Source organism: Enterobacteriaceae endosymbiont of Plateumaris pusilla, assembly GCF_012562765.1.
In the GTDB taxonomy this organism is placed as follows: domain Bacteria; phylum Pseudomonadota; class Gammaproteobacteria; order Enterobacterales; family Enterobacteriaceae.
This window is the reverse complement of record NZ_CP046226.1, coordinates 255,767-274,296: the sequence shown is the minus strand read 5'-3', so window position 1 is coordinate 274,296 and position 18,530 is coordinate 255,767. Positions and strand designations below refer to the sequence as shown.

General features: G+C 17.3%; 14 protein-coding genes. 11 read left to right on the top strand and 3 right to left on the bottom strand.

Annotated elements, in window-relative coordinates:
- Positions 1-34: 34 nt before the first annotated feature.
- The 6 genes from uppS to tilS all read left to right on the top strand — a co-directional run bounded on the left by uppS (position 35) and on the right by tilS (position 10,225).
- Positions 35-778 carry a polyprenyl diphosphate synthase gene (uppS, locus tag GJT83_RS01210; protein WP_168892638.1) on the top strand — a complete coding sequence of 248 codons (744 nt, stop codon included), beginning with the start codon at positions 35-37 and terminating at the stop codon, positions 776-778.
- 85 nt (positions 779-863) lie between these two features.
- Positions 864-2,237, top strand: coding sequence for an RIP metalloprotease RseP (gene rseP / locus GJT83_RS01205; RefSeq protein WP_168892637.1), 1,374 nt, complete (start codon positions 864-866; stop codon positions 2,235-2,237).
- Positions 2,218-4,707: an outer membrane protein assembly factor BamA gene (gene bamA / locus GJT83_RS01200; RefSeq protein WP_168892636.1), complete on the top strand. Its 2,490-nt coding sequence runs from the start codon at positions 2,218-2,220 to the stop codon at positions 4,705-4,707. Before rseP ends, bamA begins: the two co-directional genes overlap by 20 nt.
- Positions 4,708-4,761: 54 nt before the next feature.
- Positions 4,762-5,274: an OmpH family outer membrane protein gene (locus tag GJT83_RS01195; protein ID WP_168892635.1), complete on the top strand. Its 513-nt coding sequence runs from the start codon at positions 4,762-4,764 to the stop codon at positions 5,272-5,274.
- A gap of 95 nt (positions 5,275-5,369) precedes the next feature.
- Positions 5,370-8,864 carry a DNA polymerase III subunit alpha gene (dnaE, locus tag GJT83_RS01190; protein ID WP_168892634.1) on the top strand — a complete coding sequence of 1,165 codons (3,495 nt, stop codon included), beginning with the start codon at positions 5,370-5,372 and terminating at the stop codon, positions 8,862-8,864.
- Positions 8,865-8,902: 38 nt separating this feature from the next.
- Entirely contained in the window at positions 8,903-10,225 is a 1,323-nt protein-coding gene (gene tilS, locus GJT83_RS01185) for a tRNA lysidine(34) synthetase TilS (RefSeq protein WP_168892633.1), read from the top strand.
- Here the strand turns inward: tilS and GJT83_RS01180 are convergent.
- From GJT83_RS01180 to GJT83_RS01170, 3 genes are all read right to left on the bottom strand, one after another.
- Positions 10,217-11,944 carry a proline--tRNA ligase gene (locus GJT83_RS01180; RefSeq protein WP_168892632.1) on the bottom strand — a complete coding sequence of 576 codons (1,728 nt, stop codon included), beginning with the start codon at positions 11,942-11,944 and terminating at the stop codon, positions 10,217-10,219. The genes tilS and GJT83_RS01180 overlap by 9 nt on opposite strands.
- A gap of 59 nt (positions 11,945-12,003) precedes the next feature.
- Positions 12,004-12,891: a homoserine O-succinyltransferase gene (locus tag GJT83_RS01175; protein WP_168892631.1), complete on the bottom strand. Its 888-nt coding sequence runs from the start codon at positions 12,889-12,891 to the stop codon at positions 12,004-12,006.
- 206 nt (positions 12,892-13,097) lie between these two features.
- On the bottom strand, positions 13,098-13,673 hold the full coding sequence (locus GJT83_RS01170) for a NifU family protein (RefSeq protein ID WP_168892630.1): 576 nt from the start codon (positions 13,671-13,673) through the stop codon (positions 13,098-13,100).
- Between the two features lie 151 nt (positions 13,674-13,824).
- Between GJT83_RS01170 and GJT83_RS01165 the strand changes: the two genes are divergently transcribed.
- The 5 genes from GJT83_RS01165 to clpX all read left to right on the top strand — a co-directional run bounded on the left by GJT83_RS01165 (position 13,825) and on the right by clpX (position 18,449).
- Entirely contained in the window at positions 13,825-14,622 is a 798-nt protein-coding gene (locus tag GJT83_RS01165; protein ID WP_168892629.1) for an inositol monophosphatase family protein, read from the top strand.
- Between the two features lie 139 nt (positions 14,623-14,761).
- The gene (locus GJT83_RS01160) at positions 14,762-15,025 is read left to right on the top strand and encodes a BolA/IbaG family iron-sulfur metabolism protein (protein WP_168892628.1); all 264 of its coding nucleotides are present in this window, start codon (positions 14,762-14,764) and stop codon (positions 15,023-15,025) included.
- Positions 15,026-15,127: 102 nt separating this feature from the next.
- The gene (gene tig / locus GJT83_RS01155; RefSeq protein ID WP_168892627.1) at positions 15,128-16,444 is read left to right on the top strand and encodes a trigger factor; all 1,317 of its coding nucleotides are present in this window, start codon (positions 15,128-15,130) and stop codon (positions 16,442-16,444) included.
- A 114-nt stretch (positions 16,445-16,558) separates the two neighbouring features.
- Positions 16,559-17,164, top strand: coding sequence for an ATP-dependent Clp endopeptidase proteolytic subunit ClpP (gene clpP / locus GJT83_RS01150; protein ID WP_281348856.1), 606 nt, complete (start codon positions 16,559-16,561; stop codon positions 17,162-17,164).
- A 34-nt stretch (positions 17,165-17,198) separates the two neighbouring features.
- Positions 17,199-18,449, top strand: coding sequence for an ATP-dependent Clp protease ATP-binding subunit ClpX (clpX, locus tag GJT83_RS01145; RefSeq protein WP_246208750.1), 1,251 nt, complete (start codon positions 17,199-17,201; stop codon positions 18,447-18,449).
- Positions 18,450-18,530: the final 81 nt, after the last annotated feature.

Here is an 18,530-nt window from a genome sequence, read left to right as displayed (position 1 = left end):
TAAAATATATTGATGTTTTAATAATGAAATTAAAATGATAATAAATAAATTAGATTATAAAATTAAAAAATTATGTTATCCAAACCATGTAGCTATTATTATGGATGGTAATAGAAGATGGGCTAAAAAAAAAAATATATGGAAATTCTCTGGTCATAAAGAAGGAGTAAATACTATAAAAAAAATTATTAATTCTGCATTATTTTACAAATTAAAAGTATTAACATTATATGCTTTTAGTAGTGAAAATTGGAAAAGATCTATCAATGAAATTAATTTTTTAATGAATTTATTTAATAAAATATTAAATAATGAAGTTTTAAATTTTAAAAAAAAAAATATATGTTTAAAAATTATTGGTAATATTAGTAAATTTAGTATTCATTTACAAAAATCTATTATTAAAGCTGAAAATCTTACTAAAAATAATAATGGATTAATTTTAAATATAGCTATTAATTATGGAGGTCGTTGGGATATTATTTCAGCAGTAAAAAAAATTGTTATAAAAATAAAAGAAGGTTTATTAGATTCTAAAAAAATTAATGAATATATTTTTTCTAAATATTTATGTTTAAGTAATATTATTCCTGTAGATTTAGTAATAAGAACTGGAGGAGAGTTACGTATTAGTAATTTTTTAATTTGGCAAATTGCTTATTCAGAACTTTATTTTACTAATATATTATGGCCTGATTTCAATGAAAAAAATTTTAAAGATGCTTTAGAAAATTTTTCTAAAAGAAAAAGAAGTTTTGGTGGTAATATTAAAAATTAAATTATATTAGAATAATATTTTATAAAAAATTTTAAATTTTAATTAATTTATATGATAATTAAAATAATTTAGAGGAGTTAATATTTTGTTTAATGTTATTTGGGATATAGTAATATTTATTATAACTTTAAGTACATTAATAATGGTACATGAATTTGGACATTTTTATGTTGCACGTTGTTTTAATATATATATTGAATGTTTTTCTATTGGTTTTGGGAACAAAATATTACAATATTGTGATAAATATGGAACTAATTTTGTAATTAGATTAATACCTTTAGGTGGTTATGTAAAAATGCCTGATAAACATCAAATTACAACTGATAAAACAAAATATATAAATAAATATAAGTTATTATTTTTTAATAATTTATCTTTTATAAAAAAATTTTTAATTATACTTTCAGGACCTATATCAAATTTAATATTCGCAACATTAATTTATTGGGGTATTTTTTTTATAGGTTTTCCTGCTAATAAACCTATTATTAATGAAATTTATTATTCTTCATTAGCAGATATTTCTGGTTTAACTCCTAATACAGAAATAAAAACAATTAATGGAATAAAAACTCCTGATTGGGATACTGTTAATATGATATTAATGCAAAATATAAATAATAGTTTTATTAATTTAGAAGTAAGTAATATAAATTCAAATATTTTATCAAAAAAAAAAATAATTCTCAAAAAAGAATTTATTAAAAATAGTAAAAATAATTTAATATCAAGTTTAGGTATTTTACCAAAAGGATTCATAATTTATCCTGTTATTACTAAAATTATTAGTAAATCACCTGCAGAAAAAGCAAAATTAAATGTAGGAGATAAAATAATAAAAATACAAGGAAAAAATTTTACAAATTGGTATAATTTTCAAAAAATTATTTCTAATAATATTAATAAATCTATTTTTCTAACTATAGAAAGAAATAAAAAAAGTATAAATTTGATTATTATTCCTGAAACAGAATATTTAAAAGATATAAAAATTGGATTTATAGGATTAATTCCAAAAATAATTAACATTAAAAATAATACATCATTAATAACATATAAATATAATATTTTTCAATCTTTTATTAAAGCAATTAATAAAACTTATACATTAATAAAATTAATGTTAATCATTATTTTAAATTTATTTCATCATAGTAATATAAATTTTAATAATATTAATGGACCTATTTCTATAGCACGTAATGCTGGAATATTAGCTCAAAATAGTTGTTTATATTATTTTATATTTTTAGCTTTAATTAGTATTAATCTTGGTATAATAAATTTATTACCTATTCCTATATTAGATGGTGGTCAAATATCTTTTTTATTATATACTAAAATAACAGGTCATAAATTATCAGAAAAAACACAAAAATTAATATATAATATTAGTTTAGTATTTTTATTTTTAATAATGGGGATAGCTTTAATCAATGATTTTTCACAATTATAAAAAAAAATATTTATTAAAAATTAAACAAATTAAATTTTTTATTTTATGTGTAATATTAATTATTAGTACTAATATCAATTGTACATCTATAGATTCTAATAAAAAAAATATTTTTTGCATAAATAAAATTATAATATTTGGATTGGATAAATTTAAAACAAATAGTATAACTCAAAATTTACCTATAAAAATAGGAGATTATATTACTAATAAAGATTTAACTAGATTAATACATACATTATTTGATATTGGTATGTTTGAAAACATATATGTATTTAGAGAGAAAAATAATATAGTAATTAAAATATTAGAAAAACCTGTAATTTCTAATATTATTTTTAATGGTAATAAATTTATTAAAAGTAATATTTTACAAAATATTATTAATAATATTGGAGTAAATAAAGGAATAATTATTGATTATCCAGCATTATTTTTTATAAAAAAACAGATAGAAAATATTTATTTAAATAATGGAATGTTTAATTCTCAAGTAATAATTAAAATTATTAGACAACCTCATAATTATGTTGCTATTAAATTTTTGTTACATGAAGGACAAATATCAAAAATTAAACAAATAAATATTTTAGGAAATAATTCTTATACTAAAGAATATTTATTGTATTATTTAAAATGGAATTCTAAAAGATCTTTTATAAATTTTTTTTTAAATAATAATTATTATATAGACTATATTAATAATGATATAGAAAATTTAAAAAAATTTTATTTAAATAAAGGATTTGCTCTTTTTAAAATAAAATTAATTACTCATAATTTTTCAAATAATAAAAAAAATATATACATTACTTATAAAATTAATGAAAATAAAAAATTTAAATTTGATAAAGTAATATATAATATTGATAAAAAAGAATTATTAGATAAAATAAAAAATATAACAAAAATTAAATCAGGAGATTTATATAATAATAATAAAATTACACAGACTAAAAATAAAATTATTAATATTTTAGGAAAATATGGATTTTTATATCCTCGTGTTCAAATTTTAAATAAATTTAATATAAATAATAATTCTGTAAAAATAATATTTAATATACATACAGGTAAAAAATATTTTATAAGAAAAATAGAATATATAGGAAATTCTTTAACAAAAGATAATATATTACGTAATGAAACTATCCAAATGGAAAATACTTGGTTTGATAGTAGTTTAATTCAAAAAACTAAAAAAAATTTAAATTTATTAGGTTATTTTGAAAATATAGAAGTTTTTTTAAAAAAAAATAATGATATAAAACATACAATAGATTTAATATTTAAGGTTGATGAACGTGATAGTGGTGTTTTAAACATTCATTTTGGTTATGGTAGTAATAATGGATTTTCATTACAATCAGATATAGGAGAAGATAATTTTCTTGGAACAGGAAATAATATTAATGTAAAAGTTAATACAGATTCATTACAAACTTATTTTGAATTTTCTTTAATGAATTCATATTTTTTAAATAAAAATATTAATTTAGGTACAAAGTTATTTTTTAATAATTTTAAAATACAAAATTCAAATCTTATAAATAAAAGTAGAGGTATTTCTGGAATATTAAATTATCCTGTTAGTAAAAATTTAAAAATACAAAATAATCTTGAATATAATATTAATAATTTTTTAGATGTAAAACCTCAAATATCTATTTGGAATTTTTTAAGAAAAATAGGTTATAATTTTAATTTAAATAATTCTAATCATTATATTATAAATAGTTTAAATTTAAAAAATTTATTTATTTTTAATACTTTAAATGATAAATTTTTACCAACAAAAGGAAATATTAGTATCATAAATACAAGTTTTAATCTTCCAATATCCAAAAATTATTATTATAAAATAAATATGAGTAATTCAACATATATTCCTTTATACTCAATTATGAAAAATAATAATTTAAATAATTTTTCAAAATTAATCTTTTTATTAAAAAGCAATATTGGATATGGTAATGGTTTTAAAAATGGAAATTTTCCTTTCAATAAAAATTTTTTTTTAGGTGGAGCAGAAACATTACGTGGTTTTAAAATAAATTATATAGGTCCAAAAGCATTATATTATAATTCATCTAAATATTTTTGTACTAATAAACATATAATATGTACATCTAATGATTATATTGGAGGGAATACGATAGCTAATTTTAGTACTGAATTAATTGTTCCTATTCCTTTTATAAAGGAAAAATTTAAAAAAAATATACGTACATCTATTTTTTTAGATATTGGAAATATTTGGGATACTTTATTAAAAGATAATTATTTAATGAAATTATATAAAATTTCTAAAACTAATATATTAACTAATATGAGGTCTTCTGTAGGTATTGCTTTTAAATGGTATTCTCCTTTTGGAACAATAGTTTTTTCTTACGCATATCCTTTAATTAAATATGATCAAGATCAAGTTGAACAATTTCAATTTAATATAGGTAAAATTCAAGAATAACTTATTTTAAGTTTGATTTAAATAAAATTTATATATCATAGAAGGAAAAAAAACATGAAATTTTTTTTTAAAATTTTTATAGGATTGTTTTTAACAATATTAAGTACTCAAACTTTTTGTTGTAATAATAAAATCGCAGTAGTAAATGTTGCAAAAATTTTTGAACAAATACCTTTAAAAAAATTTTTTGTTAAAAAATTAGAAAATGATTTAAATCCTCAATTAATTAAAATTCAGAAATTACAAAATGAATTAAATTCAAAAATAAGAATGATACAAGATCAAGGTATATCTATGATACCTTCTGAAAAAATAAAATTAGAAAAAGATATAGAAAAACTTAAAAATATTTTAATAATTAAAACAGAAAATTTTAAAAAAGAAAATAATAAAAAACAAATTGAAGCACGTAATATTATACTTAATCATATTCAAAAATTAATAAACATAATTGCAAAAAAAGAGCATTTTAATATAGTTTTTGATTCTACTTTTGTTCTTTATATAAAGAATATCAAAGATATAACCAATGAAGTTTTAGCTCAAGATAAACTTCCAATTAAATAGTAAAATTTAATTAATATTATATTTAATGCTAAAGTTATTTAGCATTAAATATATAATTAAATTTTAAAAAAATATTAATTAAAATTTTTACAAAAATGAAATATAAAAAATTTATTCATTTACATGTTCATAGTGATTATTCTATGAAAGATGGATTAGCAAAAATTGAACATTTAATTAAAAAAACATTTGAATTTAATATGCCTGCAATAGCAATTACTGATATTACTAATATATTTGGTGTAATAAAATTTTATAAAAAATCTCATAATTTAGGTATTAAAGCAATTATTGGATCTGAATTTATAATAAAAAATTGTATTAATTCAAATAATTATTTTACTAAAATAATTATTTTAGCACAAAATAATATTGGTTATAATAATTTAAAATTATTAATTTCTGATGCTTATAAAAGTGGTTATAATAATTTTATTGGACCTTTTATAACATATAATATATTAAAAAAATATAATAAAGGATTAATTATATTATCAGGTGGAGTTCAAGGAGATATAGGAAAAAATATATTAAATAAAAATATTTTTTTAGTTAAAAAAATTATTAGTTTTTATAAAAAATATTTTCCTAATAATTTTTATTTAGAATTAACTCGTACTAATCGTATTAATGAAGAAATATATATATATTTAGCTTTAAATATAGCTAGTGATTTTAATTTACCAGTTGTTGCAACAAATGAAGTTTGTTTTTTAAATAAAAAAGATTTTCTTGCTCATGAAATTCGTGTATCTATTAATAAGGGATGTACTTTAAATCAATTTAAAAAAAAGTCTAATTATAGTTCTGAACAATTTTTTAAAAGTGCAGAAGAAATGTCTAAATTATTTTATGATATTCCTGAATCATTGGAAAATAGTATAGAAATATCTAAAAGATGCAATGTTATTTTGACATTAGGAAAATATTTTTTACCTATATTTAATAATCATATAAATAATCAAGATTTACTTATTACACAATCAAAAATTGGTTTAAAAAAACGTTTAAAAATTTTATTTCCTGATATTAAAATAAGAAATTATAAAAAAAATAAATATAAAAAAAGACTATTAAAAGAATTAGATATTATTAATAAAATGAATTATCCTAGTTATTTTCTTATAGTTATGGAATTTGTACAATGGTCTAAAGATAATAATATACCTATTGGACCAGCTAGAGGTTCAGGAGCTGGATCATTAGTTGCTTATTGTTTATATATTACTAATATAGATCCTATACAATTTAATTTAATTTTTGAAAGATTTCTTAATCCTGAAAGGATATCTTTACCTGATTTTGATATTGATTTTTGTATGGAAAAAAGAGATCTAGTTATTGAACATGTAAAAAATATATATGGTTATGAAAAAGTATCTCAAATAATAACATTTGGTACTATGACAGCTAAAGCAGTAATTAGAGATGTTGGAAGAGTGTTAGGATATCCTTATGATTTTGTTAATCGTATTTCAAAATTAATTCCTTTAGATGTTGGTATTAATTTAAAAAAAGCTTTTATTATAAATAAAAAATTATCTAATTTATATAAATTAGATAATAATGTAAAAAATTTAGTTGATACTTCTTTAAAATTAGAAGGTACTATTCGTAATGTTGGTAAACATGCTGGTGGTGTTGTTATATCTCCTTCCAAAATAACAAAATTTACTCCTATATATTGTGATAGTAAAGGTGAAAATATAGTTACTCAATTTGATAAAGATGATATAGAAGATATTGGATTAGTTAAATTTGATTTTTTAGGATTAAGAACATTAACTGTTATTGATCATGCATTAAAAATTATTAATCAAAAAAATATACAAGAAAATAAAATTTTAATTAATATTAATTCTATTAATTTAAATGATAAAAAAATTTATTCTTATTTAAAAAAAGCTAACACAACTGCAATATTTCAATTAGAATCTAAAGGTATTAAAGATTTAATAAAAAGATTAAAACCAGATAATTTTGAAGATATTATTTCTTTATTAGCTCTTTTTCGTCCAGGACCATTACAATCAGGGATGGTTGATAATTTTATTGATAGAAAACATGGTAAAGAAATTATTTCTTATCCAGATATAAAATGGCAGCATGATAAATTAAAACCAATATTAAAATCTACATATGGTATTATTTTATATCAAGAACAAGTTATGAAAATAGCTCAAATTCTTGCTGGATATAGTTTAGGAAAAGCTGATGTTTTACGTAGAGTAATTAGTAAAAAACAACATAAAGAAATGTTTAAACAAAGATCTTATTTTTTACAGGGATCAAAAAAACTTAATATTGATACTACTTTATCAATGAAAATTTTTGATTTTTTAGAAAATTTTGCTGCTTATGGATTTAATAAATCTCATTCTGTAGGATATGCATTGATATCATATCAAACTCTTTGGTTAAAAGTATATTATCCAGCAGAATTTATGGCTGCAGTATTAACATCTGAAATGGATAATACAGAAAAAATTATTAATTTAGTAAAAGAATGTTGGAATATTAAAATAAACTTATTACCACCAAATATTAATACTAGTATATATGAATTCCATGTAAATAAAATAGGAAATATTGTATACGGTTTTGGAGCAATTAAAGGAATAGGAAAAAATCAAATAGATCATATTCTAAATATTAGAAAAAAACATGGTCCTTATAAATCAATAATGGATTTATGTATAAATACAAATTTTAAAAAAATAAATAAACGTGTTATAAAAAAATTAATAACTTCTGGTGCAATGGATTGTTTTAAACAAAACAGAGGTATTTTATATAATAAATTAGATGATACTATAAAAATATCTCAACAATATTTAAATATAAAAAAAACTGGTCAAATAGATATGTTTAAATTAATTGATAAAGATCAAAATATTTTAAACGATATAAATTTAATTTGGTCAAAAAAAGAAAAACTTTTAAAAGAAAAAAATACTTTAGGATTTTATTTGTCTGGTCATCCTTTTTCTGAATATTTTAAAGAAATCAAATATTTTTTTAATATTAATTATATAAAAGATATACCATTTTATTTTAAAAAACATATTTTTATATTAAAAATAGCAGGTATTATTAGTAATATACATTACATTATTAATAATAATAAAAAAAAAATAATAGCTTTTAACATTGATGATTATACAAAAATTATAGAAGTAAATATAACATTAGATCTTTTTAATAAATTTTTTCATTTAATAAAATTAAATAATATTCTTATTATAAAAGGATTAATTTTTTTTGATAATTTTATGAAAAAATTTAAGTTTAAAGGAATCAATATAATAGATATTGAAACATTTCGTAAAAAATATATATTTAGTATATCAATTATTATTCAAGAAAACAGATTATTTTTAAATAAAAAATTTTTAAAAAAATTAAAAAATTTTTTATTTGAAAATAATAACATAAAAGGAATTCCTATATATTTTTATTATAAAAATAATAAGATTGAAATATATCATAATCAAATATATAAAGTATTAATTAATGATATTTTATTAACTAAATTAAAATATATATTAGGAAAAAATGATTTAAAATTAAATTATAATTTTAACAAATAAATATATAATTAAATATTAATAAAAATTACATATAAAAGATGATATTAAAAAAAAAAATACAACTAATTTTATATAAATATAAAAAAATATTAATAGCATATAGTGGAGGATTAGATTCTACAGTTTTATTATATAATTTAATGAAATTACGTAAAAAATATCCTTGTATAAAATTAAGAGCTATTCATGTTAATCATAATTTAAATTATTACTCAAAAAAATGGTCAAAAATATGTTTTTTACAATGTCAAAAATGGAATATACCATTTATATGTAAAAATATAATTTTAGATAATAAAAAAGGAAATATTGAAGAAAAAGCACGTATAGAAAGATATAAAATATTTAGTAATTTTATTGAAAAAGAAGAAATTATATTAACAGCTCACCATTTAGATGATCAATATGAAACAATTTTATTATTTTTAAAAAGAGGTAGTGGACCAAAAGGATTATCAGGTATACCTCAAATAAATATTATAAATAAATTACGGTTATTTCGTCCTTTATTAAATATAAATCGTAAAGAATTATTAAATTATGCAATAAATAATAATTTAACTTGGATAGAAGATCAAAGTAATTTAAATAATAAATATGATCGTAATTTTTTACGTAATATAATATTACCTCAAATAAATTATAGATGGCCTTATTTTAAAAAATCTGTATTAAAAACTTCTTCTATTTGTCGTGAACAAGAAGAACTTATAACAGAATTATTAAGTTCTATTATGAATGAATTAATACAATATGATAATAGTTTATCTTTTATTCCTTTATATAAATATAGTATTGTAAAAAGAAATGCTATAATTAGAAAATGGATTGAATTTAATCAATGTAAAATGCCCTCTAGAAAAATATTATCCATAATATGGAAAGATATTATTTGTTCTAAATCAAAATTTAAATCCTATTTAAAAATAGGAAATTATCAAATTAGAAAATATAATTTTAACTTATATTGTATAAAAAATTTTTTTTCTTTAAAAAATAATATTTATAAATGGAATATTTTATTTCCATTAATACTGCCTAATAATTTAGGTAAATTATTTTTTTTAAATAAATATCAGAATAATGCTATTAAAATAAGAAAACCTAAAGAGAAAGAAATAGTTTATATAAAGTTTTATATTTATGGTAAATATTTTTTTTCTAATAATATTAAAAAAAAAATTAATATACATGATATATGGAAAAAACTTGGTATTCCTGAATGGGAAAGAGAAAATATTCCATTATTATTTTACAATGAAATATTTATTGCAGAATTAAAAAATAATTTAATTACTCTAGAAGGAGTTAATAATAAAGAAGAAACGTTTATTTTTTGGGATAAAAATTTTTTAATTTAATTTTTCTTTATTTAAAATAAAATCAATAATTGAATTAACAGATATTATATTATGTTCTCCTGATTGTCTAAATTTATATTCAACATTATTATTAATAATATTGTTATTATTAATAATAATAATATGCGGTATTCCAATAAGATCTATATCTGTAAACATTACTCCCGGATGTTCTTTTCTATCATCTAAAATTACTTCTATTCCTATAGAATTAAATTTTTGATAAATATCAAAACATACTTTTTTAATTAAACTATATTTATACATATTAATTGGTATTATTGCTACTTTAAATGGAGCAAGAGAATAAGGCCAATATATACCATGAATATCATGATTTTGTTCTATAAAAGCTGCAATTATACGAGAAATACCAATACCATAACATCCCATATGTAAAGGAATTTTTTCTCCTTTTATATTTGGTATATAATTATTCATTAAATTAGAATATTTTGTACCAAGTTGAAATATATGAGCTATTTCAATACTTTTATTAATTATTATTGGATGTTTATTATCAGGAGTAAAATCTCTATTACATATTTTTCTAATATCTTGAATTTTTTCTGGTATGGGTAAATCTCTTTTCCAATTAATATTAATATAATATTTATTTTGAATATTTGAACCTATAATAAAATTATTCATAGTCATTATGGAATAATCTGCAATTATTGGAATATTTAAATTTATAGGACCTAAAGAATAACTATTAACTTTAAAAATATTAATTATTTCTTTTTCAGATAATATATTTAATGGTTTTAGTATATTTTTATTTAGTTTTTCTATTTTACTAGTATTTATTTGATAATCACTTCTAATTAATAACGCAATTAGAGGATTTTTTTTTTCTATAGTTTTAATTATAATAGTTTTAATTATATTATTAGTTGATGAATTAAATTTTTTAGCAATATATTCAAAGCTTATTGATTTATTAATTGATAATAATTGTTTTTTTAAAAAAATATTTTTATTGTTATTAAAATTTACAGGAATAAAAAATTTTGCTAATTCAGTATTATACGCATATCCAGATTTTGATAATGCAATAGAATCTTCCCCATTATTAGATAATACATGAAATTCATGAGATATTTTTCCACCTATAAGACTATTATCACCTTCTACAACATAATATTTTAGTTTAATTAAATCAAAAATTTTTTTATAAGTATTTAATATAACATTATATGTTTCTTTTAAAGATTTTTCATTAATATGAAAAGAATATCCATCTTTCATTAAAAATTCTTTAGAACGTACTACACCTAAACGTGGTCTAATTTCATCTCTAAATTTTACTTGAATTTGATACAAATTTAAAGGTAAATTTTTATAAGATTTTATTTCATGTTTAATTAAAAAAGTAATAACTTCTTCATGAGTAGGTCCTAAAAAAAAATTTCTTTTATTACGATCTATTATCTTAAATAATTCATGTCCATAATCATGAATACGACCACTTGTTTCCCATATACTATTAGGTTGTATTATAGGCATTAGAATTTCAAAAAAATTTATATTATTCATTTCATTACGTATTATTTTTTTAAAATTTTTAAGTACTCTTAAACCTGTTGGCAACCACGTATATATTCCTGAAGATAATTGCCTAATCATTCCCGATTTTATCATTAAATAATAACTATTTATTTTATTATTTGGTATTGTAATTTTTGATGTAAAAAACAAATATTTACTAGCTAACATTAACTTTATCCTGTTTAAAAAAGTTTTAAATATTTGTTAATAGTTTTAATAAAATTATATTAACAAACAAAATAATGTAACCAATTAGAAAATAGTAAATTTCCATGACATCTCCAGTTAACTTTAGGAATTAATGAAACATCATTATTAGGAAAGTAATTAAATGGAATTGAAGGTTTTAAATTGATATTATAATCATACATATATTCTTTTGCTATAGTACAAGCATCATATTCTGGATGACCAGTTATAAAAATATATTTTTTATTTTTACTCATTAAAATATAAGCTCCTGCTTTTTCAGAATCAGATAAAATATTTAAGTCTGTATATTTTTTTATTATATCTGTAGAAAAATTAGCATATCTTGAATGTGGAACAAAAAAATAATCATCAAATCCTTTTGTTAAAAAACTATTTTTAATTAAAATTTTATGTTTAAATATTCCTGATAATTTAAATTTATTAATTTTTTTAGGCATATCATATAATATATTTAATATTGCTTGTACTGACCAACATATTGATAAAATAGAATGTACATGATTTTGTGCCCATTTTATTATTTGAATAAATTTTTTCCAATATCTAATTTCAGAAAAATTAATTAATCCTAAAGGAGCACCAGTAATAATTAATCCATCAAAATATTCATTATAAATTTCTTCAAAAGTAAAATAAAATTTTTTTATATGTTTTATTGAATTTATGTTTTTAGATTGACAATCATTTATACTTAATAAAGATAAATCTATTAATAAATGAGAATTAGATAATAATCTAATGATTTGGTTTTCTGTATCTATTTTTTTAAACATAAGATTTAAAATAATAATTCTTTTAGATACAGATATTTTTTTATAATTTTTAGGTTTTGTTAATAAATTTATATTTTCTTTTTTTAAAAAATTAATAGCAGGTAATTTTTCTGGAACTATTACTGACATATTTATTCCTCTTTTTATATATTTTAATTGATTTAAATAAAAAAAGCTAAATATTTTAATTTTAACAATAATAAATTATATTTATAATATAATTATATTAAAATATATAGCTTTAAGTTATATTTATATAAAATTATTTAAAATAATAAAATTATTATAAAAATTATATTTAAAATATATATTTTTTAGTAAATATTTTAATATTTTTAATAAAAAGAAAATTGATTAATATCATGTTTTGTAATATCAAATACTCCATTTAATTCAATAAAATTACTTAATAATTCTTTTTCAATCCAATTTTTAAAAGTATTATTAATCATAGAACAACCTTTACAACCACCATAAAATTCTAACATGACTAAATAATCTTGAGTTATTTTTTTTACTATTACATATCCTCCATGGTTTAATAAATTAGGATTAATTTTTTCTTTTAAAAATAAATTTATTTTTTCTTTTAAAGAAATTAAATTCTTATTATTCTTATTTATATTATTTTGTGTTATTGTAAATATTAATTTTTTATTTAAATTATCATTAATTAAATCTATTTTTGCTGTTTGTAATAACTGGGAATTGTTTTTTTCAATAAATATAGAAAAATTTTTAAATTTAATTTCAAGATCAGTATCCTTTATTTTTTTTTTATCACAAAAATAAACATTTCCTTTTAAAGAATTTTTTTGATCATTAACAATTTTAATTCTTATTTGTTTTGTTTTTTTAAAAGATAATAAATAATAAAGATATTTTTCTGCTTTACTAGTAAGTTTTAACATAAATTTAATTATTATTATTAATAATAAAAGATATTTTATAATATCTTTTAAATAAAATTACAATATATTATTATATTATAACTAATTTTTATAATATTAAATTATTTATTTTTAATAAAAATTAAATAAATTATTAATTTATATATAATTAATGAGAAAATATATGCGTCCAATGCTTAATGTTGCTATACGTATAATTCGTATAATTGGTGATTTTATTATTAAAAATTATGAAACACAAACAACAAATATTTTTAATAAAGAAATAAATATTAATATTTTTATAGAAAAAATAAATAAGAATATTAAAAATATTATTTTACAAAGTTTTTTAAGTATATATTCAAAAAAAATTATTGTTTTGAATACAAAAGGATTATTTATTTTTAAATATAATAAAACTCAATGGATTCTAAATCCTTTAGATGGAATTATAAATTTTATAAAAAAAATACCTCATTTTTCAATTTCTATAGCTATTTGTATAAAAAATAAAACAGAAATATCATTAATATATGATCCATTAAAAAATGATTTATTTACAGCTATTAGGGGACAAGATGCACAATTAAATGGATATAGATTACGTTGTAATAATTATTTAAATAATAAAAATTTATTATTTGCTATAAATGAAAATTTTATATTAGATAAAAATATAAATATAAATTTAATTAAATTATTTATAAAAAATTCAATTTCTTTTCGTATTAGTGGTTCTTTAGCTTTAGATTTAGCATATTTAGCTTCCAATAAAATTAATTGTTATATAAGTAATGATATAATTAATTTTAATAAATTTCTTGCAGGAGAACTAATGATAAAAGAATCGGGAGGATTAATAACTGATTTTTTAGGAAATTATAATTATAAATATTCACAAAATATATTAGCTGGAAATTCTACTATAATTAAATTTGTTATATCTCAGATAAAAAATATTAAATAATAAATTTATATAAATATATTTTAAAATATGATTTTTTATAATTTTTTTATATAAATTATTTGTTTATTGACTAATATTTTTAATAAAAATATTAGTTATTTTTAAAATAAATTATATTTAAATAAATAGAGTAAAAATTATGTTACAAATTAAAATAAAAAATAAATTAAAAACTATATTTAATCCTGTATATTTAAAAATTGATAGTAGTAATCATGTACATAATGTTATTAAATCTTTTAAATATCATTTAAATATTATAATAGTAAGTGATAATTTTATTAATCAAGATTTTATTACTCGTCATAGATCTATATATAATGCTTTAACTAATGAATTAATAAATGATATTCATGCATTATCATTACATACTTATACAATTAAAGAATGGAAAAAATTATAATATACTTATTTACTAGTTATTATATAATAACTAATTAAGAATTTCAGGTTATTTATTCTTAATAATAATTATTATGATAATAATACACAAGGTTATAAGCCTATGTACAATTTAGAATTACAAAATATAAATCATAAAATTATTCTTAAACTTAATAGTATTAATATAGAAAATAAGATTCAGGAAAAATTAACATTTATATCAAAAAATAAAATAATTAAAGGATTTCGTAAAGGTAAAGCTCCTTTAAATATTATTAAAAATTTTTATATAAAATCAGTACAATTAGATGTATTGAATAATTTAATGGAAAAAATTTTTTTTCAAAAAATTAAATCTAAAAAAATTAATATAATAGGATTACCTAAATATAATTTTCATAAATATGAAAGAGGTAAAGATTTTATATTTACTGTTATATTTCAAAGTTATCCTGAATTTAATTTATTAAAGTTTGATAATATAAAAATTGATGTACCTATAGTAAAAATTAGTGATGATGATATTAATCATTATATTTATAAATTTTATAATAAAAATATTGTATGTTTAGATAAAAAAAATAAAATAGCTCATTTATCAGATAGAGTTACTATTGATGTATTTATTTATATAAATAATAAAATGAATAAGATATTTAGTAATATTAAATTAATCTTATCTAATAAATGGAAAATAATACCTGATTTAGAAAAAAAAATTATTGGAAAAAAAAATGGAGATAAATTTGATATTAAAATATTAATTTCTAATTATTATCCTAATAAAAAATTAATTGGAACTCAACAAATTTTTTCAATATTAATTAAAAAAGTAGAAAAATATAAAATTATATTTGTTAGTAAAACAAATATAATTAATTCAAACTATATTAATAGTTTTACTTTTAAAGATTTATATAACATGATTAAAAATCAATTACAATTTAAAACAAATAAAATGATCCGTTATATTATTAAATATAAAGTAATGAATATTTTAATTAATTTACATAAAAATATAAAATTACCATTATTATTAATTAATTCAGAATTTAATTCTATTAATAAAATTTATAAAAAAAATAAAAATAAATTTAAAAAAATAAATTCAAAAGATTTATATGATAAAGCTAAAAAATATACTTTAATAAAAATTTTAATAAATAAAATTATTAATGAATTCAAAATTCAATTTAATCAAACTTTAGTAATAAATTTTATCCATGAAGAATTATCTTCTTTTATTAATTATTATAATGAATCTCAACTTAAAAAAATTATAAAATATTATCTAACAGATCAAAAATTAATGCAAAAATTGTATAATTCTATCTTAGAATATCAAGCAATTCAAACTATTTTAGAAAAAATGTTAATAAATAAAATAAAATATAGTTATAAAGATATAAAAAATGAATATTTAAGTATAAATTTTTAAAATTAATTTTTATCTTTATAAAAGAAATATTATATAAATCTATATAACTATTAAATGAAATGTATATAATTATCTTATAGTAAAATATGATATTTAAATAAAGGATTAATAATGATGTTATATGAACAAAATAAATTAAATATGATTCCTATGGTTATTGAGCAAACACCTAGAGGTGAAAGATCTTATGATATTTTTTCTAGATTATTAAAAGAAAGAATTATTTTTCTTATAGGAAATATTGAAGATAATATGGCAAATTTAATAGTTGCTCAAATATTATTTTTAGAGTCAGAAAATTCAGAAAAAGATATTTATATTTATATAAATAGTCCAGGAGGTATAATAACATCAGGTATGTCCATATATGACACAATGCAATTTGTTAAACCAGATATTAGTACTATATGTATAGGACAAGCATGTTCAATGGCTGCTTTTTTACTTTCATCTGGAAAAAAAAATAAAAGGTTTTGTCTTCCAAATTCAAGAATGATGATACATCAACCCATAGGTAGTTATCAAGGACAAGCAACTGATATTGAAATTCATACTCAAGAAATTTTAAGAATTAAAAAACATATAAATAGATTAATGTCATTTCATACTGGTCAAACAATTGATATTATTGAAAAAGATACTGATAGAGATAGATTTTTATCAGCTGAAGAAGCAGTAAAATATGGTTTAATAGATAATATTATCTATAATAGAAAATAAAATTTATATTATTTATTTATAAATGAGGTTTTTAATGATAAATAACAAAGAGAAATCAAGTAATATTTTATGTTGTTCTTTTTGTGGAAAATATCAAAATGAAGTTAACAAACTAATATCTGGTAATTCAGTTTATATTTGTGATAGATGTATTTCTTTATGTAATAATATAATTAAAGAAGAATTTTATAATCAAACAAATAATATTTACTTACATAATAAAAAATTACCTACACCTCATGAAATTTTTAATTATTTAGATAATTATGTGATAAATCAAGTAATAGCAAAAAAAACACTTGCAGTAGCAGTTTATAATCATTATAAAAGATTATATAGTAATAATAAAAATATAGAATTAGAGAAAAGTAATATTTTATTACTAGGTCCTACTGGATGTGGTAAAACTCTTTTAGCTAAAACATTAGCAAAATTTTTAGATGTTCCTTTTGTTATAACTGATGCAACTACTTTAACAGAAGCAGGATATGTTGGTGAAGATGTAGAAAATATTATTCAAAAATTATTACAAAAAGCTAATTATGATATAATAAAAGCACAAAAAGGAATAATATATATTGATGAAATTGATAAAATATCAAAAAAATCAGAAAATCTTTCTATAACCAGAGATGTTTCTGGTGAAGGAGTACAACAAGCTTTATTAAAACTAATTGAAGGCACAATATCTTCAGTACCTCCAAAAGGAGGTAGAAAACATCCAGAACAGGAATTTATTCAAGTAGATACAAAAGATATATTATTTATTTGTGCTGGATCATTTTATGGATTAGATAAAATTATTTCTAATAGATTAAATATCTCTAATAAAATTGGTTTTAATATAAAAACAAAAAATAATAATGATAAAAAAGATAAATTAAGATCTTTTCTTAAGGTTAATTCTAATGATTTAATTAAGTTTGGTTTAATTCCAGAATTTATAGGAAGATTACCAATTATTGTTTCATTAGAAAAAATAGATATTCATGGATTAATAAAAATTTTATTAGAACCTAAAAATGCTTTAATTAAACAATATAAAGCTTTATTTGAATATGAAAATATAAAATTAAAATTTACAAATGATGCTATTCAAGCAATTGCAAAAAAAGCAATATTATTAAATATTGGAGCTCGAGGATTAAGGTCTGTAATAGAAAAAAAATTATTAAATATAATGTATGATCTACCTTCGTTTAATAATATAAAAAAAGTAATAATTAATAGTAGAGTCATTAACAATTTATCTGAACCAGTTATTCAATATAAAAATAATATTTAAAATACTTTTATATTTATATAAAAGTATTAATTTAATAGTGTTATTTAATTTTTAATTAAAATTAATATATTTATATAATCA